Consider the following 22,566-nt stretch of genomic DNA (forward strand, 5'->3'; position numbering starts at 1 on the left):
GACGATTACACTGGCGGGGTGCCTCAACTACGTCTCGCTCTGAATCAGATCGACTCGACGGTCGGCGACATCGCCGCGAACGCCGAGGCGGTCGTGCACTGGACCCGGCACTCCGCCGAGCAGGGCGCGCACCTCGCCGCCTTCCCCGAGATGATGCTGACCGGCTATCCCGTCGAGGACCTGGCGCTGCGCTCCTCGTTCGTCGAGGCGTCCCGGCAGGCGCTGACCGGCCTCGCGGCGCGCCTGGCCGCCGAGGGCCTCGGGGAGCTCCCGGTGATCGTCGGCTATCTCGACCGGTCGGACACCCAGCCCCGCTACGGCCAGCCCGCGGGCGCCCCGCGCAACGCGGGCGCCGTGCTGCACCGCGGCGAGGTGGTGCTCAGATACGCCAAGCACCACCTGCCCAACTACGGCGTCTTCGACGAGTTCCGGTACTTCGTGCCGGGCGACACCATGCCCGTGATCCGGGTCCACGGCATCGACGTGGCCCTCGCCATCTGCGAGGACCTCTGGCAGGACGGCGGCCGCGTCCCGGCCACCCGGTCCGCCGGGGCCGGGCTGCTGGTCTCGATCAACGCCTCGCCGTACGAGCAGGACAAGGACGACACCCGGCTCGAACTGGTCCGCAAGCGGGCCCAGGAGGCGGGCTGCACCACCGCCTACCTGGCGATGGTCGGCGGCCAGGACGATCTGGTCTTCGACGGCGACTCGATCGTCGTCGACCGGAACGGCGAGGTCGTCGCCCGCGCCCCGCAGTTCGCCGAGGGCGGTGTGCTGCTCGACCTGGAGCTGCCGGCCGCGGGCCCGGTCCCGTCCGGCACCGTCGACGACGGTCTGCGGATCGAGCACGTGATCCTCTCCGAGGAGCCCGTCCCGGCGTACGAGCCGGAGCTCACCGGGGGGCAGGCCGAGCGGCTCGACGACGACGAGGAGGTCTACTCGGCGCTGGTCACGGGGCTGCGCGCGTACGTCGCCAAGAACGGCTTCCGGTCCGTCCTGATCGGCCTGTCCGGCGGCATCGACTCGGCGCTGGTCGCCGCGATCGCCTGCGACGCCCTCGGCGCGGAGAACGTGTACGGCGTGTCGATGCCGTCCAAGTACTCCTCGGAGCACTCCAAGGGCGACGCGGCCGAGCTGGCCCGCCGCACCAGCCTCAATCTGCGCACGGTGAGCATCGAGCCGATGTTCACCGCGTACATGGCCTCGCTCGGCCTCACGGGGCTCGCCGAGGAGAACCTCCAGTCGCGGCTGCGCGGCACCATGCTGATGGCGATCTCCAACCAGGAGGGCCACCTCGTGCTCGCGCCGGGCAACAAGTCCGAGCTGGCGGTGGGGTATTCGACCCTGTACGGCGACTCGGTCGGCGCGTACGGCCCGATCAAGGACGTCTACAAGACGACCGTGTTCCGCCTCGCCAACTGGCGCAACAAGGCGGCGGCCGGGCGGGGCGAGGTTCCGCCCATCCCGGAGAACTCGATCACCAAGCCGCCCAGCGCCGAGCTGCGCCCCGACCAGGTCGACACGGACTCGCTGCCGGACTACGCGGTCCTGGACGCGATCCTGGCCATGTACGTCGACCGCGACCAGGGCCGCGAGGCGATCGTGGCGGCGGGGTTCGACGCGGAGCTGGTGGCGAGGACGCTGCGCCTTGTCGACACCGCCGAGTACAAGCGGCGCCAGTACCCGCCGGGCACCAAGATCTCCGCGAAGGGCTTCGGCAAGGACCGGCGGCTGCCGATCACCAACCGGTGGCGCGAGTCGGCCTGACAGATATCGGCTCCTGGCTCAGATCTTCAGCCTGGCCGCGATCGGCAGGTGGTCGCTCGGCGTCCGGCCCAGCGTCCACGACGACTTCGGCTCGACGCCCTTGACCATGATCTGGTCGATCCGGGCCATCGGGAACGACGCGGGCCAGGTGAAGCCGAAGCCGTTGCCCGCCGCGCCCTGGGTGGAGCGCATCTGCGAGGTGATGTTGTTCAGGGCGCGGTCGTTCATGGTGCCGTTGAGGTCGCCGAGCAGGACCACCTTCTTCAGCGGGTCGCTCGCGATCGCGTCGCCCAGGGCGTCCGCGCTGGCGTCCCGCTGGCGCGCGGTGAACCCGGCGCTGAGCTTCACCCGTACCGAGGGCATGTGCGCCACGTACACCTTCACCCGGCCCGCGGGCGTGCTCACCGTGGCCCGCATGGCGCGGGTCCAGCCCATCTTGATGTCGACCGGCTCGGCGTCGCTCAGCGGGAACCTGGACCACAGGCCCACCGTGCCCTGCACCGAGTGGTGCGGGTAGGTCCCGGCCAGCGCCTTCTCGTACGCGCCGACGCTGCTGCCGGGCAGTTCCTCCAGGGCGAGGACGTCGGCGCCGGAGGCGATGAGGTCGCGGGCGGTGCCGGCCGGGTCGGGGTTGTCGGCGTTCACGTTGTGCGTGGCGACGACCAGGTTGCCGCCCTTGCTCTCCTTGTCGGTGAGCAGCCCGCCGAACAGATTGAGCCAGACGACCGCCGGGAGGACCAGGGCGATCAGCGCGGTCGCCGAGCGGCGCCACAGGGCGAGGCCGAAGAGCACCGGGACGAAGATCCCGAGCCACGGCAGGAAGGTTTCCGTGAGGCTGCCCAGGTTGCCGATCCGGTTGGGGATCTTGGCGTGGACCAGCATGACCAGGGCGATGAGCACCGCGAGCCCGGCCAGGACCAGGCCCCGCCGCCAGATGCCGGGATCGTTCTTCCAGCCGTCCAGCAGGCGCCGGACCCGGGATCCGGAGCGCTCGCCCTCCGCGCTGCCGATCCCCGTCTCCGTCACGTACGCCCGCGTCATACCGTCGTCCTCACTGCCTTGCCGTTCGCACTCCGCCGCACCGATGACCCTAGGCGATGGAGGGTGGCTTTCCCTGTCGTCGTACTGCCTCGATGACGACAGGGCACCTCGCCGGGTTCCAGCAGGTCACGGTTGAGGGGGTGGCTGTGACAAAACGCGCATATTTGCCAGGCAGGTGGTTTAAAGCTCATGTATTTGCGTGACTGAGGCACCCACTTCCCGTCGGCGGGGGTGGGATGCCACCATGGAAGTGGTCCGGAGACGCCGTCAGGGCGCTTCGAGATGACGAACAGGAGCCGTTGCGATGACGCAACAATTCAAGGCTGCGCAGAATCCGCCCGTAGAACGTTCCGACAGCAGCAAGGCGCTGTACGGAGGCAAGTCCACGCGCCGCGTCACGATCCACGACATCGCCGCCGCCAAGGCCCGGGGCGAGAAGTGGCCCATGCTCACCGCGTACGACGCGATGACCGCGTCCGTCTTCGACGAGGCCGGGATCCCGGTGCTGCTCGTCGGCGACTCGATGGGCAACTGCCATCTCGGCTACGACACGACCGTCCCGGTCACGCTCGACGAGATGACCATGCTGTCCGCCGCCGTCGTACGGGGCACCAAGCGCGCCCTCGTCGTCGCGGACCTGCCGTTCGGCACCTACCAGGAGGGCCCGGTGCAGGCGTTGCGCAGCGCCACCCGCCTGATCAAGGAGACCGGCGTCGGGGCCGTCAAGCTGGAGGGCGGCGAGCGCTCGCTGCCCCAGACCGAGCTGCTGGTGCAGTCCGGCATCCCGGTCATGTCCCACCTGGGCCTGACCCCGCAGTCCGTGAACGCCATGGGCTACCGGGTGCAGGGCCGCTCCGACGAGGCCGCGCACCAGCTGCTGCGCGACGCGAAGGCCGCGGAGTCCGCGGGCGCGTTCGCGGTGGTGCTCGAACTCGTACCGGCCGAGGTGGCCGCGGAGATCACCCGCTCGCTGCACATCCCGACCGTGGGGATCGGGGCGGGCGTGGAGTGCGACGCGCAGGTCCTGGTCTACACGGACATGGTGGGGCTGACCGGGGGGAAGGTGCCGCGCTTCACCAAGCAGTACGCGAACGTACGGGGCGTGCTCGGGGACGCGGCCAAGGCGTTCGCCGATGAGGTGATCGGTTCGCAGTTCCCTGCGGAGGAGCACACGTTCCACTAGTGCGTGGTTGGTTGGCTGCGGACCGTGCTGGGTTGCTCGCGCAGTTCCCCGCGCCCCTGACCACCTGGGGGCGCGGGGCTGTGACATGTGCGGCTCCGCCGCGATGGGCGTCCCCCTGTTCGAGCGAAGCCGAGAACTTGGGGGAGCGACCAGCCACCCACGGTCCGCAGCAGCCGCCTTCGGAGCTCGGCACGATGTCTCTGTCGGCGCGCTGTCGGTCCCTGTAGGTGCGCTGTCGGTGGATTGTCGGTGGCGCCTGGCACCTTTGTGGTCATGACGCGAATCGACAACAACCCCGAGGACGGCGCGGCCAACGCCGTCACGGTGCGGGGGCTGGTGAAGCACTTCGGCGACACCAAGGCGCTGGACGGCGTGGACCTGGACGTACGCGAGGGCACGGTCCTCGGAGTCCTGGGGCCCAACGGCGCCGGCAAGACCACCCTCGTCCGCTGCCTTTCCACCCTGCTCGTGCCGGACGCCGGCACCGCCACCGTCGCCGGGTACGACGTGGTGAAGCAGCCCCGCCAGCTGCGCCGCACCATAGGCCTCACCGGGCAGTACGCCTCGGTGGACGAGAAGCTGTCGGGCTGGGAGAACCTGTACATGATCGGGCGCCTGCTCGATCTGTCCCGCAAGGACGCCAGGGCCCGCGCCGACGAGCTCCTGGAGCGGTTCTCGCTCACCGAGGCGGCGAAGCGGCCCGCGATGAACTACTCGGGAGGCATGCGCCGCCGCCTGGACCTCGCGGCCTCGATGATCGGCAACCCGGCCGTGCTGTACCTGGACGAGCCGACCACCGGTCTCGACCCGCGCACCCGCAACGAGGTGTGGGACGAGGTCCAGCGGATGGTGGCCGAAGGCGCCACCGTGCTGCTCACCACCCAGTACATGGAGGAGGCCGAGCAGCTGGCGAACCAGCTGACGGTCATCGACCGCGGCAAGGTCATCGCCAACGGCGGCATCAACGAGCTGAAGGCGAAGGTCGGCGGCCGCACCCTGCAGATCCGGCCCATCGACCCGGGTCAGCTGGGCGCGATGGCGCGCGCCATCACCGAGGCCGGTCTGGACGGGGTCTCCGGCACCCAGGCCGTCCCCGACGAGGGCCTGCTGAACGTGCCGATCCTCAGCGACGAGCAGCTGACCGCGGTGGTCGGCCTGCTGGGCGCCCGCGGCTTCGGCATCGCCCACATAGGCACCCATCTGCCCAGCCTGGACGAGGTGTTCCTGGCCATCACCGGCCAGAAGCCCACCCTCCAGGAGTCCGAGAGCGACGACACGATCGAGGAGGTCGCGGCATGAGCACCGCCACCACCGCCAAGGCGGCCCCCACCAAGGCGCCGACCGGCATCCGCCCGCCCGTCACGGACGCCGACAGCCGGATCGGCCCGCGCGCCAATCTGCGGCACATAGGCGCCCTGGTGCGCCGCAACGCGCTCCAGATCAAGCAGGACCCGGAGTCGATGTTCGACGCCGTGTTCATGCCGATCATCTTCACGCTGCTGTTCGTGTACGTGTTCGGCGGCGCCGTCTCCGGCAAGGGCAACCAGGGCGAGTACGTCAACTACCTGATCCCGGGCCTGATGGCGATGCAGGGCCTGAACATCGCGATGGCCGTCGGCACCGGCATCAACGACGACTTCAAGAAGGGCGTCATGGACCGGTTCCGGACCATGCCGATCGCCCGGTCGTCGGTCCTGATCGCCAAGATCGTGGTCGAGATCGGCCGCATGGTCGTCGCCACCTCGATCCTGCTGATCATGGGCTTCATCCTCGGTCTGTCCATCCACACCTCGGTGTTCGAGCTGCTCGCGGCGGTCGGCCTGTCCCTGGTGTTCGGCGCCTCACTGATGTGGATCTTCATCCTGCTGGGTCTCACCATGAAGACGGCCCAGGCCGTCCAGGGAGTGGCGATGCTGGTGCTGATGCCGCTGCAGTTCGGCTCGTCGATCTTCGCGAAGCCGACCACGATGCCGGGCTGGCTGCAGACCTTCACGGACTACAACCCGCTCTCCAACCTCGCGGACGCCGCCCGCAACCTGGTCAACGGCGGCCCGGTCGCCCACTCGGCGCTGATGACGCTGGGCTGGGCGGTCGCGATCACCGCGGTGACGGCCCCGCTGGCGGTCGCCAAGTTCCGTAAGCGCACGTGATCGCTCCGCTGGATGTGCGGGTGTGCGGCCGCGGACCGTGCAATGAGGGTCCCCCCTGCTCGAACGAAGTGGAGAGCTCGGGGGATGGTCGCGCCCACGCGGCGGAGCCGCAAATGTCACAGCCCCGCGCCCCTTACGGGGCCGCCCAGAGCTGACGCCCCATCAAGCCTGTTGCCGGTCCCGTTGTGCCAGGGCGGCGGCCTCTTCCAGAGAGAGGCCGCCGCCCTCGGCGTACGCGGCTTCGTAGACGGCGTCGTCGAGCAGCGGGCGGACCATCGCCTCCACCCTCTCCCGCAGCTGCACCTCCATGGGCGTGGCGAAGTGGATCGACGGCAGCAGGGTGTCGTGCGCGCCGATCAGCCGCGCCGCGTCGGTGACGGCCCCGGCGCCGGGTTCCGCGAGGCCGGCCCACGCCCAGGCGACGCAGAGCAGATGCACCGGGATCATCTGGGGCGCGACCATCTGGGCCATCGGCTCCACGGCCCGGGACAGCGCGGCGCGGGAGTCCACCAGGCCCTTGTCGTAGGCGCCCTCCAGGTTCTCCAGCCAGGCGCGGATGCCGAGAACGAAGCCCTCGAAGAGCGAGAGGTTGCTCGACTTGAACTCCTCCAGCATCAGCGCGATCTGCTCCCGGGCCTCCGCGATCCGCTCGGTGCGGCCCAGCCACATCGACAGGAAAAGCCGGGCGGCGGGCTGCGCCTCGTACCCCGCCTGGCGGCCCGCGGCGAGGATCTCGCGCAGCATCGCCTCGCCGCGCTCGTCCTCGCCGGTCTCAAGGAGCACCGACGCCAGGCGCGCCTTCAGGAGCGACACCTGCGCCTGGGCGCCGAGCCGTTCGGCGTACCGCACGGCCTCGGCGTAGTCCTCGCCCGCCAGTGCGTACTCGCCGCGCCGTTCGCGTGCCTCGCCGCGCGCGGACAGTGCCTCGGCGGCGCCCCAGTCGTCGCCCAGGCGCCGGAAGATGTCCAGTCCGGCGTCGGCGTCGCGGGTCGCCTCACCGGACCAGTCGCTGCGGTTGGCGAGGACGTTGGCCCGCATCTGGAGGGCGTTGGCGAGCTCCCACTCGTAACCGAACTCCTCACAGGCCCGTACGGTCGCGTCGAGCAGCTCCATGAGCGCGTCCGCGTCGCTGACCAGGATCACCGGGAAGAACCAGAGCGCGCCGGGCATCCGGCAGGTCTGCGGCAGCCCCGGCCGGTAGACGCCCACGATGGTGCGCAGGCGCTCCCGCGCCTCGGGCGTCGTCCAGTCGTCGCCGGTGTGGTCCATGGAGGCGAGCAGGAACAGCCGCACCCCGCGCCGCGCCTCCTGGAGCACCTCGGGCTCCATGGGCGGCGGACTGTCGGTGCAGCGCGCGAAGACCGGGGGCGCGGGCTCGGCGGGCGGCGCGAACGGGTCGGGGCCGAGCTCCGCGGCCGCTTCGGACCAGCGGCGGGACTCGCCGCGCAGATCGCGCATGTGCCAGTACGAGGCCAGCGCGTGCACCATGCACAGCGCCTCGTCCTCGTCGGCGAGGTCCACCGCCCGGCGCAGCGCGGTGCGCAGGTTCTCGTACTCCCGCTCCAGGAGCGCGACCGCGGCGCGCTGCCCCCGGCCGCGCAGCTCGGGGTCGGTGGTCCGGGCCAGCTCGCGGTAGTGCACGAGGTGGCGGCGTTCGGTGGCGCCCCGGTCCCCGGCGTCGTCGAGCCGCTCCGCCGCGTACTCGGCGACGGTCTCCAGGAGCCGGTAGCGCATCTCGCCGCCGTCCCCGGGCGCGGCGACGACCAGCGACTTGTCGACGAGGGAGCCGAGGAGCGGGGCGACATCGCGGGCGGCGACGCCCCCGGCCCCGGCAGCGCCGTCCGAGCAGACCTCCTCCGCCGCCGCGAGGACGCAGCCGCCCGCGAAGACGGAGAGGCGGCGCAGGACCGTACGCTCCGGGGCCTCCAGGAGGTCCCAGGACCAGTCGACGACCGCGCGCAGGGTCTGCTGGCGCGGCAGTACGGTCCGGCTGCCGCTGGTCAGGAGGCGGAACCGGTCGTCGAGCCGGTCCGCGATCTGACGCGGTGTCAGCATACGGAGGCGGGCGGCGGCGAGCTCCACCGCCAGCGGCAGACCGTCGAGCCGACGGCAGATCTCGGCGGCCGCCCCGGGGTCGTCCTCCACCCGGAAGCCCGGCCGCGCCGCCGCGCCCCGGTCGGCGAGCAGCCGCAGCGCCACCGGCCCCGGCAGCGGCTCCACCGGCCGCACCAACTCGCCCGGCACGCCCAGCGGCTCCCGGCTGGTGGCCAGGACGGTCAGTCCCGGGCAGCGGGCCAGCAGATACTCCGCGAGCTCCGCGGCGGCGCCGATCACGTGCTCGCAGTTGTCCAGGAGCAGCAGCATCCGGCGGCGCTCGCAGTGCGCGGCGAGGTGGACGAGCGGATCGCCGCCGGTGCGGTCGGCCGCCCGCAGCTCCTCGGCGCCGGCGCCGTGCAGCACGGTCTCGCGGGCGCCGACCGAGGTGAGGACGGCGGCGGGCACGGCCGCCGGGTCGGCGACCGGGGCGAGCTCGGCCAGCCACACCCCGTCGGGCCAGCCGCCCCCGGCCGCGCCGACGGCCTCGGCGACCTCCTGGGAGAGCCGGGTCTTCCCGGCCCCGCCGGGCCCGAGCAGCGTCACCAGGCGTGCGCCGCCCAGGTCCCCCCGGATCGTCTCGATGTCGGCCTCGCGCCCGACGAAGGAGGTGAGCCGGGCGCGCAGATTGCCGGGGGCGGCCGGGCGGGCGGCCGGAACGGGGGCCGGAACGGTCGTGTACGCATCGGCGGGTGACGCGTCCGGCGTGTGCAGCAACTCCCCGTGCAGCGCCCGCAGTTCGGGGCCGGGGTCGGCGCCGAGGCGGTCGGCGAGGGTGCGGCGGACGTCCTCGTACGCGGCGAGGGCCTCGGCCGTGCGGCCCGCCGCGCGCAGGGCGCGGATGCGCAGGGCGTGCAGCGGCTCGTCCATGGGGTGGGCGGCGCAGAACGCGGCCAGTTCGGGCAGCACCTCGTCGGCCCGGCCCAGGGCGAGGGCGGCGGCGAGGCGGGCCCGGCGGGCGTCGAGGCGGCGGGCCTCCCAGCGGGCCGCCTCGGCCGTCCGGTCGGGCAGATCGGCCAGGGCGGGCCCGGTCCACAGCGCCAGCGCGTCGTCGAGCCGGGAGAGGGCCTTCGCCGGGTCGCCCTGTTCAAGGGCGCGGGTCCCGTCCCCGGCCAGCCGCTCGAAGCGGTACAGGTCGATGTCGTCCGGCTCGGCGTCGAGGCGGTAGCCGCCACCCTCCACCGAGGCGACCGCGGTGTGTCCGACCGCCCGCCGCAACCGCCCCACGAGCGCCTGGAGCGCACCGGCCGCGTCGGCGGGCGGCTCGCCGTTCCACACCTCGTCGACGAGGAGGCCGACCGGGACCGTACGGCCGGGACGCAGGGCGAGCACGGTCAGCAGGGCGCGCAGCCGCGCCCCGCCGACGGCGACCGCCGTTCCTTCGGGGTTCAACAGCTGGGTGGTGCCGATAATTCGGTAGCGCACGGCCCCATTCTCCGCGACGTGCGGCGCCCTCGTGCCCACGCCCGCCAACTCCCGGCCAAGCGGCGGTGGCCAGGGGTGGAACTCGTGAGGGATCGCCGGACGTTCCCGGGGTATCACCTGTACGGTCGGGGCCGTCCGACCGCACCTCCACCCCGGGAGCCCCGCACATGGCCACCGCCACCTCGCGTCGCAGCGACCGGAGGATCAGCCCGGTCTTCCTGGGGATCGTCGCCGTCACGGCGGTCGGCGGATGGGCGGTGTGGACGGGGTTCTCGACCGCGCCGGGCTTCGCCGTCTTCCTCTTCGTGACGGGCGCCTGGGTCGTCTCCCTGTGCCTGCACGAGTACGCGCACGCCCGCACCGCGCTGCACGGCGGCGACATCTCGGTGGGCGCCAAGGGCTATCTGACGCTCAACCCGCTGAAGTACACGCACGCGATGCTGTCGATCGTGCTGCCGGTCATCTTCGTGATCATGGGCGGCATCGGTCTGCCCGGCGGCGCCGTGTTCATCGAGCACGGCCGGATCCGGGGCCGCTGGAAGCACAGCCTGATCGCGGCGGCGGGCCCGCTCACCAATGCGCTGTTCGCGGTGGTCTGCACGGCGCCGTTCTGGCTGCACGCGCTGGACGGCGTGCCCGCCGGGTTCCGCTACGCGCTGGCGTTCCTGGCGCTGCTCCAGGTGACGGCGGCGATCCTGAACTTCCTGCCGGTCCCGGGCCTGGACGGGTACGGGGTGATCGAGCCGTGGCTGTCGCACGGGATCCGCCGCCAGATCGAGCCGTTCGCGCCCTTCGGGCTGCTCGCGGTCTTCGCGTTCCTGTGGCTGCCGTCGGTGAACAACGTGTTCTTCGACGCCATCCACTCGATCCTGCGCGGGCTCGGCGTCACCGAGTGGGACACCTACTGGGGCCAGCGCCTCTACCGCTTCTGGCAGGGCACGCCGGACATCCCGTCGCTCACCGGCTGACGGCCGCGGCCCGCTGGGCGTCGGCCTTCGCCTTGCGCAGGTAGAACCAGGCCATGTTGGAGGAGAGCCCGGCGAGCAGGATCCAGACGACGCCGGTCCAGTTGCCCTGGACGAAGGAGACCACGGCAGCGGCGACCGCGAGGGCGCAGACGACGAGGGCGTACAGAGCGAGGCGGGGCATGGGGGTCGGCTCCTGTCCGGTACGGCGCTGATGCCCGTCCAGTGTCCCCCATGCCCCGGGCGGACCTACACGTCGGTCACGCGCAGCCCGGCGTGCGCCTTGTAGCGGCGGTTCACCGAGATCAGGTTGGCGACGAGCGACTCCACCTGGTGGGCACCCCGCAGCCGCCCCGCGAAGACGCCGCGCATCCCGGGAATCCGGGCGGCCAGCGCCTGCACCAGGTCGGTGTCGGCGCGGCTCTCGCCGAGCACCATCACATCGGTGTCGATCTCCTCGATCGAGGCGTCCTGGAGGAGCACGGCCGAGAGGTGGTGGAAGGCGGCGGTGACCCGCGAGTCCGGCAGCAGGGCGGCGGCCTGCTCGGCGGCGCTGCCCTCCTCGGGCTTGAGGGCGTAAGCGCCCTTCTTGTCGAAGCCGAGCGGGTTGACGCAGTCGACGACGAGCTTGCCCGCCAGCTCCTCGCGCAGCGCCTCCAGTGTCCTGGCGTGCCCGTCCCACGGCACCGCGACGATCACGATGTCGCTGCGGCGCGCGCACTCGGCGTTGTCCGCGCCCTCCACGCCGAGGCCCAGCTCGTCGGCGGCGGACTGGGCGCGCTCGGCGGCCCGCGAGCCGATGATCACCTTCTGGCCCGCCCGGGCCAGCCGGTAGGCGAGCCCACGGCCCTGGTCACCGGTGCCACCGAGCACGCCGACGACCAGGCCGGAGACGTCGGGCAGGTCCCAGGGGTCCTTGGCGGCGGGCTTCGGGGTGTTCGCGGCGCTGTCAGTGGAAGTCATGAGGCCGACCTTACGCCGGGCCCTACTGGTAGGTACGCCCCCGGTACACCTGCTCCCGTTCGGGTGAGGAGTGACCGATGCGGCCCGCCGGGGCGCGCGGTGCGGCAGGATGCCGGGCCATGGATGCCGTACGCGTCGCGCTGTTGCGGGAAGTCCTCGCGGGGACGGAGTGGCTACGGGGCACCCGCCGGTTCGCGGGGGTGCTGCGGGGCTCGGTGGTGCCGAACGGCGGGGGGCTGCTGCTGGTGGGGACCGAGGCGTACGAGCCGTGGCACCTGGCGGCGCACCTGACCGACGAAGCCGCCTGGTCGGGGGTCCCCGAGCTCACCCCCACCCTCGTACGCCACCGGGTCGAGCCGGGCCGCGGCCCGCACCTGTCCGTAGGGCTCGGGCGCCTGGAGGCGGCCGGGCGGGGCGAGACGCTGCTCGTGGTGGCCCCGGAACGGCCGGACGGGGGCCTCCTGGAGCGGGTGCACGACGCCCGGCGGGCCGGGGCGCGGGTCCTGGCGCTGGACGGGGGCGACCCGGAGGTGCGGGGGCTGGTCCACGAGTCGCTGACGGTGCCGCCGGGCGCGGAGGTGGACCTGGACACGGTGCAGCACCTGGTCAGCGCGGCGGCGGGCGAGAACGGGCTGCCCGTGCAGCGGGGGCGGCGGGGGTTCCGTGACCGGCTGTCCCGCTTGGCGGACCAGCTGACGGCCCCGCCGCCCGCGAGGTGGTGAGGCGGCACTCCGCACCGGGGCCGCGCCCCAGGCCCCCCTCGGGGCTCCGCCCCGAACCCCTGTTTCGGCCGCGGACCGTGCTGGGTTGCTCGCGCAGTTCCCCGCGCCCCTGAAAACGCCGCTGCGCGGCATCCCCCTGGGCGGCCCGAAGGGGCGCATCCAGGGGCGCGGGCAACTGCGCGACCAGCCGCGCACCGCCTGCGGACGAACGGGGGTCTGGGGCGAAGCCGCAGCCGGGGGTACTGGGGGCCTCAGTCCTCGTCCTCCGGCGGCCGGTCGTGCCACTTCGGGTCCGTCTCCCACTCCAGGTTGCGCTCCTGGGCGGTCTGCATGGCGTGCTCGGCCTCCTCGCGGGACCCATAAGGGCCGAAACGGTCCTTCGCGGGGCACTCGGGGCCCTCCTCGACCTTGCCGTGGACCAGGCAGTAGTACCACTCGCCCGGCTTGCCGGCCGTGCGCTTCTTGAACAGGGCCATGCGGAGGCTCCTTCCTCGGCCCGTGCTCGGACCTTCTCGACCATGCTGCCCCAACGCGGCTCGATAGACTCGCCGGTATGTCTGGCCAGTCGCTGCTCGTACCAGGGGAGCTCTCTCCCACCCGCTCCGTCCCGGGGAACATCCGCCGCCCCGAGTACGTCGGGAAGCCCATGCCCACGCCGTACACCGGCCCCGAGGTGCAGACCGCCGAAACGATTGAGCTCATGCGGATCGCGGGGCGCATCGCCGCCCGCGCGATGGAGGAGGCCGCCAAGCTCATCGCACCCGGCGTGACCACCGACGAGCTCGACCGGGTCGCGCACGAGTACATGTGCGACCACGGGGCGTACCCCTCGACGCTGGGCTACCGGGGCTTCCCGAAGTCCCTGTGCAGCTCGGTCAACGAGGTCATCTGCCACGGCATCCCCGACTCCACCGTCCTGAACGACGGCGACATCGTGAACCTCGACGTCACCGCGTACATCGGCGGCGTCCACGGCGACAACAACGCCACCTACTTCTGCGGCGACGTCGACGAGGAGTCGAAGCTCCTCGTCGAGCGGACCCGGGAGTCGCTCAACCGCGCCATCAAGGCCGTCAAGCCCGGCCGCCAGATCAACATCATCGGGCGCGTCATCGAGTCGTACGCCAAGCGGTTCGGCTACGGCGTCGTGCGCGACTTCACCGGGCACGGCATCAGCACGGCCTTCCACTCGGGCCTGATCGTGCCGCACTACGACGCGCCGCACGCCACCGCCGTGATCAAGCCCGGGATGACCTTCACCATCGAGCCGATGCTGACGCTGGGGACGCACGAGTACGACATGTGGGAGGACGGCTGGACGGTCGTCACCCGCGACCGCAAGCGGACGGCCCAGTTCGAGCACACGCTGGTGGTGACCGAGACGGGCACGGAAATCCTCACGCTGCCGTGATCCGTTCCCCGTGTGCGGGGGTACGCATGAGGGGTACGGCATTTACCGACAGGCCGTCGGGATCGGTCTCCGGAGGCACGCCTTGGACACGCCCTTCTCCACCCTCATCCGCACGGCGTCGCACCAACAGCACACCGAGGCGGAGACCTCCGGCTTCATGCGCGCACTGCTCGGCGGACGGCTCGGCGTCGAGGCGTACGCCCGCTACACCGAGCAGCTGTGGTTCGTGTACCAGGCGCTGGAGGAGGGCGCGGGCACTCTGCGGACCGATCCTGTGGCGGGCCCGTTCATACGGCCCGAGCTGATGCGTACGGCCGAGCTGGAGCGGGACCTCACGCATCTGCGGGGCGAGGGCTGGCAGCGGACAGCGGCCCCGCTCCCCTCGACCAGGGCCTACGCGGCCCGGGTCCGCGAGTGCGCCGTCACCTGGCCGGCGGGGTATGTGGCACACCACTACACCCGGTACCTCGGCGACCTCTCCGGGGGCCAGATCATCCGCGACAGGGCGGAGAAGACCTGGGGGTTCGCCCGCAAGGGCGACGGCGTGCGGTTCTACGTCTTCGAGTCGATCCCGAATCCGGCCGCGTTCAAGCGGGGGTACCGGGAGCTGCTGGACGCGGTGGAGGTGGACGATCTGGAGCGGCAGCGGATCGTTGACGAGTGCCGGCGGGCTTTCGCGCTGAACACTGCGGTGTTCCGGGAGTTGGGCGACGAATTCCCGCTCAGCGCGTAGCGCTCCGCGGGGGCCCGGTGTTCGTCTGCGGTTGTGGGTAGCTGGTCGCGCCCACGCGGCGGAGCCGCGAATGTCACAGCCCCGCGCCCCTCAGAGGCCCTTCGGGCCCTCCAAGCTGACCCTGCCGCCCAGTTCTATCGTGCCGTCCGGGCCCGGAGCGGTGAGCAGTTGTGAGCCTCGGCCCTGGGTGATGTTCAGGGCCCGGCCCAGACCGGCCGTGAGCAGGAGGGCCGCCGCGCCCGTTGCCTCGTCCTCGTCGATGCCGTCGCCCCGGCCGGGGAACGCCCGCGCCCGGACGCGCCCGGCGGCCTCGTCCTGCCAGCCCCAGGCGTACACCCACTCCCCCGGCTCGGGCACGTCCAGGGCGTCCACCTCGGCGGCCGAGGCGTACTGCCGCAGGGTGCGCGGCGGGGCCCACTCCGGGCGGGCGGTGATCCAGGTGAACTCGCCGTCCTGGCGCGCGAAGACCTCCCCCACGGCCAGTTCCAGCACGTCGATGTCGAGCAGCCACGCAGCCCCGACCAGCGGATGACCCGCGAAGGGGAGTCGCAGGCCGGGCGTGTAGATGTCGACGGCGCCCCGCTCGGGGTCGTCCACGAACACCGTCTCGCTGAAGCCGAGCTCCTTGGCCAGCGCCTGCCGGGCCGCCTCGTCGGGCAGCGCGGAGCCCTCGCGCACCACGCCGAGGGCGTTGCCGTGGCGGCCGTCGGGGCCGCAGAAGACCCTGAGTACGTCGATGAGTACGCCGGGTACGCCGTTTTCCGTCACCCCCGCATTCAACAACACCCGCGACGGCCGCACGGCCGCACATCGCCCCCCGGAGACCGGGGTTCCGCTCGTGCTGCCCAAACGGGAGCCCGTACGGAGTCACAGGGGCGCAAAGAAGCGTGCGGGGGCGCAAGAAATCAGCCAGGAGCGAGCGTGTGAGCCCGGGGCGAAACCGGTGGATCATGGTCTACGCAGCGCCGCTTGACCATCCCTTGACCCCACCATGACTTTCCTGTGATTGGCCTGTTATCGACGGCCGCCGACGCGGATGCGGTGAGAGCTGAATCACTGACCCGATGGGTATCGGTCAGGTAAGCCTCGGTTAAGTTAGGTCCGCCTCACCCCCTGACCGAAACCAGTGGAGCCCGCATGCGAGCCGTCCGTCTCTCCGTAGTCACCGCCGCCACGGCCGTGGCGGCTCTGGCCGCCGTCACGGGCTGCTCCTCGAAGAGCGACTCCAAGAGCGCCGACGGCGCCATCCAGGTCACCGCCTCCGACGACGCCTGCAAGCTGTCGAAGACGGAGTTCGCGGCGGGCCACGTGCAGTTCGCCATCGAGAACAAGGGCTCCAAGGTCACCGAGGTCTATCTGCTCTTCCCGGACGACCGGATCGTCGCCGAGCGCGAGAACATCGGCCCGGGCCTCAAGCAGAACCTCACCGCCGAGGTGAAGGCCGGTTCGTACGAGATCGCCTGCAAGCCCGGCATGAAGGGCAACGGCATCCGCCAGAAGGTCACCGTCACCGGCGGCGGCCAGACCCCCAAGCGCGACCCGAAGCTGGACGCGGCCGTCGCCGCCTACCGCACCTACGTGCAGCAGCAGGCCGACGACACCCTGCCGAAGCTGAAGACCTTCACCGACGCCATCGCGGCCGGTGACGTCGACGGCGCCAAGAAGGCGTACGCGCCCTCGCGCATCGGCTGGGAGCGCACCGAGCCGGTCGCGGAGTCCTTCGGCGACATCGACCCGAAGACGGACGTGCGCGAGGACGGCCTGGAGAAGGGCCAGACGTGGACCGGCTGGCACCGTCTGGAGAAGGCGCTGTGGGCCGACGGCAAGATCGGTGACGAGGAGAAGAAGCTGGGCGTCCAGCTCTCCAAGGACATCGCGGACTGGCAGAAGCGCGTCGGCACCGCCGAGATCACCCCGACCTCCATGGCCAACGGCGCCAAGGAGCTCCTGGACGAGGTCGCCACCGGCAAGGTCACCGGCGAGGAAGAGCGCTACAGCCACACCGACCTGGTCGACTTCAAGGCCAACGTCGAGGGCGCCCAGAAGGCGTACGAGCTGCTCAAGCCGGTCGCCTCGAAGAACGACCCGGCGCTGACCGCCGAGCTCGACAAGCAGTTCGCGGCGATCGAGGCCCAGCTCGACAAGTACCGCGCCGACAAGAGCTCGTACGAGTTCACCTCGTACGACAAGGTCGGCGGGAGCGACCGCAAGCAGCTGTCCGACGGCGTGAACGCGCTCAGCGAGCCGCTCTCCAAGCTCGCCGCCGCCGTCGCCAAGTAACTCCGCACGCAGACAGAACAGGAGGGGATCCGCCATGAGCGACACGACCGACGCCGGCGCCGGCACCACCACCGACGCCGCGGGGGGCACCACGTCCTCTGCCCCGTCCCGCCGTTCCCTGCTCGGCTGGGGCGGTGCGGGCCTGGCGCTCGGCGCCGCCGCGGCCGGCGGTGCCGTCGCCGCGGTGCGCGGCGACGACAGCGACGCGGTGCCCGCCGCCGACACCGGCGCGGCCGTGCCGTTCTACGGCGCCCACCAGGCCGGCATCGCCACCGCGGTCCAGGACCGGCTGCACTTCGCCGCGTTCGACGTGACCACCAAGGACCGGGGCGAGCTCATCCAGCTCCTCAAGGCCTGGACGGCCGCCGCCGCGCGGATGACCGCGGGCCAGACGGTCGGCGAGGGCGCCTACGGCGGCCTCGCGGAGGCGCCGCCGGACGACACCGGCGAGGCGCTCGGCCTCAAGCCGTCCCGGCTGACCCTGACGATCGGCTTCGGCCCCTCGCTCTTCGCCAAGGGCCGCTTCGGCCTGGAGGGCAAGCGGCCCGAGGCGCTGGTCGACATCCCGAAGTTCCCCGGCGACAACCTCGATCCCGCGCGCAGCGACGGCGACCTGTGCATCCAGGCGTGCGCGGACGACCCGCAGGTCGCGGTGCACGCGATCCGCAACCTGGCCCGGATCGGCATGGGCAAGACCGCCATCCGCTGGTCGCAGCTGGGCTTCGGCAAGACCTCCTCGACGACGCCGGACGCCCAGACCCCGCGCAACATGATGGGCTTCAAGGACGGCACCCGGAACGTCTCGGGCGCCGACGCCGCCGCCCTGGACAAGCACGTCTGGGTCGGCGAGAAGGACGGCTCGCCCTGGATGACCGGCGGCTCCTATCTGGTGGCCCGCCGCATCCGGATGCACATCGAGACCTGGGACCGCACCGGTCTCCAGGAGCAGGAGGACGTCTTCGGCCGCGACAAGGGCGAGGGCGCCCCGGTCGGCAAGGCCAAGGAGCGCGACGAGCCGTTCCTCAAGGCGATGAAGCCGGACGCGCACGTGCGCCTGGCGCACCCCGACTCCAACAGCGGGGCGACGATCCTGCGCCGCGGCTACTCCTTCACGGACGGCACGGACGGCCTCGGCCGCCTGGACGCGGGCCTGTTCTTCCTCGCCTACCAGCGGGACGTCCGCAAGGGCTTCCTGCCGGTGCAGCGCAGCCTCGCGGGCCACGACGCGCTCAACGAGTACATCCAGCACGTGAGTTCGGCGATTTTCGCCGTCCCGCCGGGCATCCGCGACAAGGATGACTGGTGGGGCCGGGCACTGTTCAGCTGATCGGCCGAGGGCTGAGGGGAAACTAATGTTCGGCAATTATCTGATCGGCCTGCGCGAGGGTCTGGAAGCCAGTCTGGTCGTCTGCATCCTCGTCGCGTACCTGGTCAAGACGGGTCACCGCGAGGCGCTGCGGCCGATCTGGATCGGCGTCGGTGTCGCCGTCCTGGTCGCGCTGGGCTTCGGCGCGGGCCTGGAGTTCGGCTCGCAGGAGATGACGTTCAAGGCCCAGGAGGCGCTCGGCGGCTCGCTGTCGGTCGTCGCCGTCTGCCTGGTGACCTGGATGGTCTTCTGGATGCGGCGCACCGCGCGGTTCCTGAAGTCCGAGCTCCAGGGCAAGCTGGACGCGGCGCTGCGGCTCGGCACCGGCGCCCTGGTCGCCACCGCGTTCCTGGCGGTCGGCCGGGAGGGCCTGGAGACCTCGCTGTTCGTCTGGACGTCCGTGCACGCGGCCGGCTCCGAGAACGGCAACACCGACCCGCTGATCGGCGCGCTCCTCGGGCTCGCCACCGCGGTGTTCCTGGGCTGGCTGTTCTACCGGGGCGCGCTCAAGATCAACCTGGCGAAGTTCTTCACCTGGACCGGCGCGATGCTGGTCGTCGTCGCGGCGGGCGTGCTCGCGTACGGCGTGCACGACCTCCAGGAGGCCGACTTCATCCCCGGCATCAAGAACCTGGCGTTCGACATCAGCTCCACGATCCCGCCGGACAGCTGGTACGGCACGGTCCTCAAGGGCGTCCTCAACTTCCAGCCCGACCCGACCGTCCTCCAGGTCACGGTGTGGGCGCTGTACCTCATCCCCACGCTCGCACTGTTCTTCGCCCCGGTAGGGTTCGCGAAGTCCGCCGGGAGCGCCGCTCCCGCGGCGGCGGCCAAGCAGGACGAGGGGCAGAAGGCAGTCCATGAGCAGGGTGAGTCGGCTGACGGCGGCGCTCGCGACGGTGACCGTACTGACGGTGACGGCGAGCGGCTGCGTGACGGTGCACGGCGAGCGGGAAGTAGTACCGTCGGCGACCAGGGCTGAGGCCGCACAGGCGCTCAGGGACTTCACGGACGCGTACAACAGGGCCGACAAGGCCTTCGACCCGGCCCTCGACGCGGGCCGGGTCACCGGTCCGCTCGGGGCGGTCAACCAGGCGGGCCTCAAGGCCCGCCGCGTCACCAGCCCCGGCGGCAACCCGCAGCACGTGCCGCTGGAGCTGACGGACGCGAAGTTCGCGATACCCAGGAAGGCGGGCTGGCCGCGCTGGTTCGTGGCGGACACCGACTCCAACCGCGACAAGGACACGGGGCCGGACGACACCCGCTGGCTGCTGGTGTTCGTACGCGACGGCGTGAACGACGTCTGGAAGGTGGCCCACCTCTCGGTCCTGGCCCCCAAGGACGTCCCGGCCTTCGCAGCGGACGAGGACGGCTGGGCCGAGCCCGTACGGCCGGACGACACCGGGCTCGCAGTGGCGCCGAAGGACCTGAGCGAGCAGTACGTGTCGTATCTGCGCACCGGCCGTCCCGAGAGCTTCGCGCCCGGCCCGCACACCACCGTGTGGCGCGCCGAGCGCAAGAAGAACGCGGTCCTGCCGGGGATGTCCACGCAGTACGTGGACCAGCCGCTGGACAGCGGCGACTTCGCCCCGCTCGCCCTGCGCACCCGGGACGGCGGCGCGCTCGCCTTCTTCGCCACGCGCCACTTCGAGCGGCAGACGGCGGCGAAGGGGGTGCGGTTGAACATCAATGCGGATGTTCGGGCGCTGATGACGGGTGAGGCCCGGTCGACCGTGACGAAGGAGCGGGTCTCCGACGACGCCGCGCTCGTCCCGGCCGGGCGGGGCCCTGTGACCGTGATCAACCGGCTTCAGGGGTTGACCTCCGCCAAGGGCGAGTAGGGATCGGGGTTTGTCTGCGGGCCGGTGGGGGCTGGTCGCGCGGTTCCCCGCGCCCCTGAAGGGGCGCGCAGCGCCCCTCTACCGCCCCAGCGGCCACGCCACCGCGTGGGTGTCCGCCACTCCGTGCCTGGCGCAGGCGTCCGTCAGGGTTTCCAGGAGTGTCAGGGGGTCCGGCAGGTCGTGTTCCGGGCCTCGCACCCAGGAAACCTCGTGGTCGCCGGGGAGGCGGGCCGGGGGGACCATGACGTAGCTGCCTCGGCAGTGCCAGCGCAGGCCCGGGTGCTCGTCCATCGTCTCGGGGTGGCAGTCCAGCTCGCAGGGCCACCACTCGTCCTCGTCCTCCGGCGTGCCGCGCGTCGCCGTGAAGAAGAGCATCCGGGCCTGGTCGCCTACGCCGCCGGACTCGGCCACCGGGCCGACGTCGATGCCCTCGGCGAGCAGCCGCTCCAGGGCCTCGCGGCCCGCTTCGAGGGGCACGTCCAGTACGTCGTGGACCATGCCCGTCGCCGTGATGAAGTTCGCCTCGGGCTGGCCCAGCGCCCACCGCTCGATCTGGGCGCGGTCGGTGGTCGACTGCGTCTGCCAGGCGAACGAGACCGGATGGCGCGCCGGGGTCGGACAGCCCACGCGGTCACAGGAGCACCGGTAGCCGACGGGGTACGCGGCCGGGGCGAGCGGAAGTTTCGCGGCGGCGGCCGCGAGCAGCAGGCCGAGGCGGTCCGCGTCGGCGCCGGGGGCGTCCTTGGGGCGCCTGCGCAGCCAGCGGGACAGCCTGCTCTGCGGACTGTCGGAACGCCCGTACTCCGCGCCCATCTATCCCCTCACCTCACCGTTGCCCCGCGAGAACCTTCCCCCATGCTCCCACCATCCTGCGCCCGGCGAGGCCGTACCCCCCAACCCGGGGCCCTCAGCGGGGGGCGACTCCGCGCAGGGCGTATTCGACGACGGTGTCCGCGTACGCGTGGGTGAGCGGCAGGGTGCGCAGCAGCCAGCGGTGCGAGAGCGGGCCGACCAGCAGCTCCAGGGCGGTGCGCGGGTCGACGTCGGCCCGTACCTCGCCCGCGTCCTGCGCGGACCGCAGCCGGTCCATGTACAGCCGCAGCTGGGGCTCCAGGAGGTTCTGCACGAACGCGGCGCCGAGCTCCGGGTCGATGACGCCCTCCGCCGCGAGCGCCCGGTACGGCGCGTCGGTCGCGGTGTCGTTGAGCTCGTCGACGGTGGCGCGCAGCACCAGCTTGAGGTCGGCCTCCAGGTCTCCGGTGTCGGGCAGGGCCACCTCGCCCCGGACGGCCTCGCGGCTGAGGTCGACGAACGCTTCGAGCAGGACCGCCGCCTTCGAGGGCCACCAGCGGTAGATGGTCTGCTTGCCGACCCCGGCGCGGGCGGCGATGCCCTCGATCGTCGTCTTCGCGTACCCGGCCTCGCCGACGAGGGAGAGGGCCGCGTCGTAGATCGCGCGCCGCGAGCGCTCGCTGCGGCGGGTGGAGTCGGGTGCGTTCGCCATGACGGGATCCTAGCGCCACCGAGGCGAAACGTATCGTCTCTGTCAAGGGCGCGCGCGGGGCAACAGCGTGTGAAGCGGCGAAAAACACCCGGACGGATCACTGCGCGAACGGCGGGCAGGCCGCACCATGGGCTGACCACGACCGCAGATGCGGTGCGTGCAGCCGAAGTCGTCCGTGAGGAGCCCTCATTGCTCAGTGAGACCCGTGACCTCAGTGCACCCCGAGTCGCCAGACCCCGGCGCTATCTGATGTGCCCACCGGCACACTTCAAGGTCACGTACTCCATCAACCCCTGGATGGACCCCGCCAAGCCCGTCGACCTGCCGCTCGCCCTCGCCCAGTGGGAGGACCTGCGCGACCGCTACCGGGCGCTCGGCCACACCGTCGAGCTGCTCGAACCCCGCCCCGACCTGCCCGACATGGTCTTCGCCGCCAACGGGGCCACCGTGATCGACGGCCGCGTGCTCGGCGCCCGCTTCGCCCACCCCGAACGCGAGGCGGAGGCCGAGGCCCATCTGGACTGGTTCCGCGCCCACGGCTTCACCGAGATCCGCGAGCCTTCCCACATCAACGAGGGCGAGGGCGACTTCGCCGTCACCGCCTCGTATCTGCTGGCCGGGCGCGGCTTCCGGTCCAGCCCGCTCTCGCACGACGAGGCCCAGGAGTTCTTCGGCCGCCCGGTGATCGGGCTCGACCTCGTCGACCCGCGCTACTACCACCTGGACACGGCCCTGTGCGTGCTGGACGACTCGGCCGACGAGATCATGTACTACCCGGGCGCCTTCTCGCCCGGCAGCCGGGCCGTCCTCGCCCGGCTGTTCCCGGACGCGGTGATCGCCGAGGAGGCGGACGCGGCGGCGCTCGGGCTCAACGCGGTGAGCGACGGCCGCCATGTGCTGCTGCCGCAGGGGGCGTTGGGGCTGTTCGCGTCCCTGCGGGAGCGGGGGTTCGTTCCCGTGGGGATGGACCTCGGCGAGCTGCTCAAGGGCGGCGGCAGTGTGAAGTGCTGCACGCAGGAGCTGCGCGGCTAGGGCGTGTTTCGAAAGTCCCGTCTGCCCGGCGGCGTCTGGCACGCACGCTCGCCGCGTTGTCGGGATCACCCCGATACAACCAGTATCGG

Annotated in this window: 21 protein-coding genes; 13 read left to right on the forward strand and 8 right to left on the reverse strand. The window is 71.9% G+C overall.

The features are described from left to right. Positions 1–18: 18 nt before the first annotated feature. Positions 19–1,767 (forward strand): NAD+ synthase, encoded by a 1,749-nt coding sequence (locus ACZ499_RS06305; protein WP_468672799.1) that lies wholly within the window; start codon positions 19–21, stop codon positions 1,765–1,767. Between the two features lie 18 nt (positions 1,768–1,785). On the opposite strand, the gene ACZ499_RS06310 is transcribed toward ACZ499_RS06305, so the two are convergent. Continuing rightward, a complete protein-coding gene (locus ACZ499_RS06310) occupies positions 1,786–2,808 on the reverse strand; it encodes an endonuclease/exonuclease/phosphatase family protein (RefSeq protein ID WP_468672801.1) in 1,023 nt (340 codons plus the stop codon). A gap of 304 nt (positions 2,809–3,112) precedes the next feature. On the opposite strand from ACZ499_RS06310, the gene panB reads away from it, so the two are divergent. The 3 genes from panB to ACZ499_RS06325 all read left to right on the forward strand — a co-directional run bounded on the left by panB (position 3,113) and on the right by ACZ499_RS06325 (position 6,141). Then, a complete protein-coding gene (panB, locus tag ACZ499_RS06315; protein ID WP_468672803.1) occupies positions 3,113–3,991 on the forward strand; it encodes a 3-methyl-2-oxobutanoate hydroxymethyltransferase in 879 nt (292 codons plus the stop codon). A 273-nt stretch (positions 3,992–4,264) separates the two neighbouring features. After that, positions 4,265–5,290: an ATP-binding cassette domain-containing protein gene (locus ACZ499_RS06320; RefSeq protein ID WP_468672805.1), complete on the forward strand. Its 1,026-nt coding sequence runs from the start codon at positions 4,265–4,267 to the stop codon at positions 5,288–5,290. Further along, the gene (locus ACZ499_RS06325) at positions 5,287–6,141 is read left to right on the forward strand and encodes an ABC transporter permease (protein ID WP_468672807.1); all 855 of its coding nucleotides are present in this window, start codon (positions 5,287–5,289) and stop codon (positions 6,139–6,141) included. Before ACZ499_RS06320 ends, ACZ499_RS06325 begins: the two co-directional genes overlap by 4 nt. 162 nt (positions 6,142–6,303) lie before the next feature. Here ACZ499_RS06325 and ACZ499_RS06330 read toward each other — a convergent pair whose 3' ends face one another. Next, entirely contained in the window at positions 6,304–9,660 is a 3,357-nt protein-coding gene (locus ACZ499_RS06330; RefSeq protein ID WP_468672811.1) for an AfsR/SARP family transcriptional regulator, read from the reverse strand. Positions 9,661–9,827: 167 nt separating this feature from the next. Here ACZ499_RS06330 and ACZ499_RS06335 point away from each other — a divergent pair, with 167 nt between their 5' ends. Continuing rightward, a complete protein-coding gene (locus ACZ499_RS06335; protein WP_468405641.1) occupies positions 9,828–10,628 on the forward strand; it encodes a site-2 protease family protein in 801 nt (266 codons plus the stop codon). Here the strand turns inward: ACZ499_RS06335 and ACZ499_RS06340 are convergent. Together ACZ499_RS06340 and npdG are read right to left on the reverse strand one after the other, a co-directional pair. After that, positions 10,618–10,809: a hypothetical protein gene (locus ACZ499_RS06340; RefSeq protein ID WP_468672814.1), complete on the reverse strand. Its 192-nt coding sequence runs from the start codon at positions 10,807–10,809 to the stop codon at positions 10,618–10,620. The two genes, ACZ499_RS06335 and ACZ499_RS06340, sit on opposite strands and share 11 nt — an antisense overlap. A 65-nt stretch (positions 10,810–10,874) precedes the next feature. Further along, positions 10,875–11,588, reverse strand: a complete 714-nt coding sequence (npdG, locus tag ACZ499_RS06345) for an NADPH-dependent F420 reductase (RefSeq protein ID WP_468672817.1) — start codon at positions 11,586–11,588, stop codon at positions 10,875–10,877. 119 nt (positions 11,589–11,707) lie between these two features. On the opposite strand from npdG, the gene ACZ499_RS06350 reads away from it, so the two are divergent. Then, positions 11,708–12,310 carry a hypothetical protein gene (locus ACZ499_RS06350; protein WP_371652400.1) on the forward strand — a complete coding sequence of 201 codons (603 nt, stop codon included), beginning with the start codon at positions 11,708–11,710 and terminating at the stop codon, positions 12,308–12,310. A 251-nt stretch (positions 12,311–12,561) separates the two neighbouring features. Here ACZ499_RS06350 and ACZ499_RS06355 read toward each other — a convergent pair whose 3' ends face one another. Next, entirely contained in the window at positions 12,562–12,786 is a 225-nt protein-coding gene (locus ACZ499_RS06355) for a hypothetical protein (RefSeq protein ID WP_468672820.1), read from the reverse strand. A 77-nt stretch (positions 12,787–12,863) separates the two neighbouring features. On the opposite strand from ACZ499_RS06355, the gene map reads away from it, so the two are divergent. Then, on the forward strand, positions 12,864–13,721 hold the full coding sequence (map, locus tag ACZ499_RS06360; RefSeq protein ID WP_371652402.1) for a type I methionyl aminopeptidase: 858 nt from the start codon (positions 12,864–12,866) through the stop codon (positions 13,719–13,721). An 82-nt stretch (positions 13,722–13,803) separates the two neighbouring features. Continuing rightward, complete coding sequence (locus ACZ499_RS06365; RefSeq protein ID WP_468672823.1) at positions 13,804–14,454, forward strand: biliverdin-producing heme oxygenase; 651 nt, start codon at positions 13,804–13,806, stop codon at positions 14,452–14,454. 90 nt (positions 14,455–14,544) lie between these two features. Here ACZ499_RS06365 and ACZ499_RS06370 read toward each other — a convergent pair whose 3' ends face one another. Then, complete coding sequence (locus ACZ499_RS06370) at positions 14,545–15,222, reverse strand: PhzF family phenazine biosynthesis protein (RefSeq protein ID WP_468672825.1); 678 nt, start codon at positions 15,220–15,222, stop codon at positions 14,545–14,547. 369 nt (positions 15,223–15,591) lie between these two features. Between ACZ499_RS06370 and efeO the strand changes: the two genes are divergently transcribed. The 4 genes from efeO to ACZ499_RS06390 are packed head-to-tail and all read left to right on the forward strand — an operon-like array spanning position 15,592 to position 19,941. Continuing rightward, the gene (gene efeO, locus ACZ499_RS06375) at positions 15,592–16,734 is read left to right on the forward strand and encodes an iron uptake system protein EfeO (RefSeq protein ID WP_468672827.1); all 1,143 of its coding nucleotides are present in this window, start codon (positions 15,592–15,594) and stop codon (positions 16,732–16,734) included. Positions 16,735–16,768: 34 nt separating this feature from the next. Next, the gene (gene efeB, locus ACZ499_RS06380) at positions 16,769–18,061 is read left to right on the forward strand and encodes an iron uptake transporter deferrochelatase/peroxidase subunit (RefSeq protein ID WP_468672830.1); all 1,293 of its coding nucleotides are present in this window, start codon (positions 16,769–16,771) and stop codon (positions 18,059–18,061) included. 25 nt (positions 18,062–18,086) lie between these two features. After that, positions 18,087–19,082, forward strand: coding sequence for an iron uptake transporter permease EfeU (gene efeU / locus ACZ499_RS06385; RefSeq protein ID WP_385822140.1), 996 nt, complete (start codon positions 18,087–18,089; stop codon positions 19,080–19,082). Beyond that, positions 18,970–19,941 carry an SCO2278 family lipoprotein gene (locus ACZ499_RS06390; protein WP_468405772.1) on the forward strand — a complete coding sequence of 324 codons (972 nt, stop codon included), beginning with the start codon at positions 18,970–18,972 and terminating at the stop codon, positions 19,939–19,941. Before efeU ends, ACZ499_RS06390 begins: the two co-directional genes overlap by 113 nt. A 78-nt stretch (positions 19,942–20,019) precedes the next feature. Here the strand turns inward: ACZ499_RS06390 and ACZ499_RS06395 are convergent, their stop codons facing one another. Next, positions 20,020–20,754, reverse strand: a complete 735-nt coding sequence (locus ACZ499_RS06395) for a bifunctional DNA primase/polymerase (RefSeq protein WP_468672832.1) — start codon at positions 20,752–20,754, stop codon at positions 20,020–20,022. 94 nt (positions 20,755–20,848) lie between these two features. After that, positions 20,849–21,445, reverse strand: coding sequence for a TetR/AcrR family transcriptional regulator (locus ACZ499_RS06400; protein WP_468672834.1), 597 nt, complete (start codon positions 21,443–21,445; stop codon positions 20,849–20,851). 189 nt (positions 21,446–21,634) lie between these two features. Between ACZ499_RS06400 and ddaH the strand changes: the two genes are divergently transcribed. Further along, positions 21,635–22,477, forward strand: coding sequence for a dimethylargininase (ddaH, locus tag ACZ499_RS06405; RefSeq protein WP_468672836.1), 843 nt, complete (start codon positions 21,635–21,637; stop codon positions 22,475–22,477). The last annotated feature ends 89 nt before the right edge of the window (positions 22,478–22,566 follow it).

It is taken from the genome of Streptomyces sp. NPDC031265 (assembly GCF_055570295.1).

Coding starts and splice junctions, on each gene's coding strand:
- ACZ499_RS06310 (WP_468672801.1), bottom strand. CDS start 2,808: ATGACGCGGGCGTACGTGACGGAGACGGGGATCGGCAGCGCGGAGGGC.
- panB (WP_468672803.1), top strand. CDS start 3,113: ATGACGCAACAATTCAAGGCTGCGCAGAATCCGCCCGTAGAACGTTCC.
- ACZ499_RS06320 (WP_468672805.1), top strand. CDS start 4,265: ATGACGCGAATCGACAACAACCCCGAGGACGGCGCGGCCAACGCCGTC.
- ACZ499_RS06325 (WP_468672807.1), top strand. CDS start 5,287: ATGAGCACCGCCACCACCGCCAAGGCGGCCCCCACCAAGGCGCCGACC.
- ACZ499_RS06335 (WP_468405641.1), top strand. CDS start 9,828: ATGGCCACCGCCACCTCGCGTCGCAGCGACCGGAGGATCAGCCCGGTC.
- ACZ499_RS06340 (WP_468672814.1), bottom strand. CDS start 10,809: ATGCCCCGCCTCGCTCTGTACGCCCTCGTCGTCTGCGCCCTCGCGGTC.
- npdG (WP_468672817.1), bottom strand. CDS start 11,588: ATGACTTCCACTGACAGCGCCGCGAACACCCCGAAGCCCGCCGCCAAG.
- ACZ499_RS06350 (WP_371652400.1), top strand. CDS start 11,708: ATGGATGCCGTACGCGTCGCGCTGTTGCGGGAAGTCCTCGCGGGGACG.
- ACZ499_RS06355 (WP_468672820.1), bottom strand. CDS start 12,786: ATGGCCCTGTTCAAGAAGCGCACGGCCGGCAAGCCGGGCGAGTGGTAC.
- map (WP_371652402.1), top strand. CDS start 12,864: ATGTCTGGCCAGTCGCTGCTCGTACCAGGGGAGCTCTCTCCCACCCGC.
- efeO (WP_468672827.1), top strand. CDS start 15,592: ATGCGAGCCGTCCGTCTCTCCGTAGTCACCGCCGCCACGGCCGTGGCG.
- efeB (WP_468672830.1), top strand. CDS start 16,769: ATGAGCGACACGACCGACGCCGGCGCCGGCACCACCACCGACGCCGCG.
- efeU (WP_385822140.1), top strand. CDS start 18,087: ATGTTCGGCAATTATCTGATCGGCCTGCGCGAGGGTCTGGAAGCCAGT.
- ACZ499_RS06395 (WP_468672832.1), bottom strand. CDS start 20,754: ATGGGCGCGGAGTACGGGCGTTCCGACAGTCCGCAGAGCAGGCTGTCC.
- ACZ499_RS06400 (WP_468672834.1), bottom strand. CDS start 21,445: ATGGCGAACGCACCCGACTCCACCCGCCGCAGCGAGCGCTCGCGGCGC.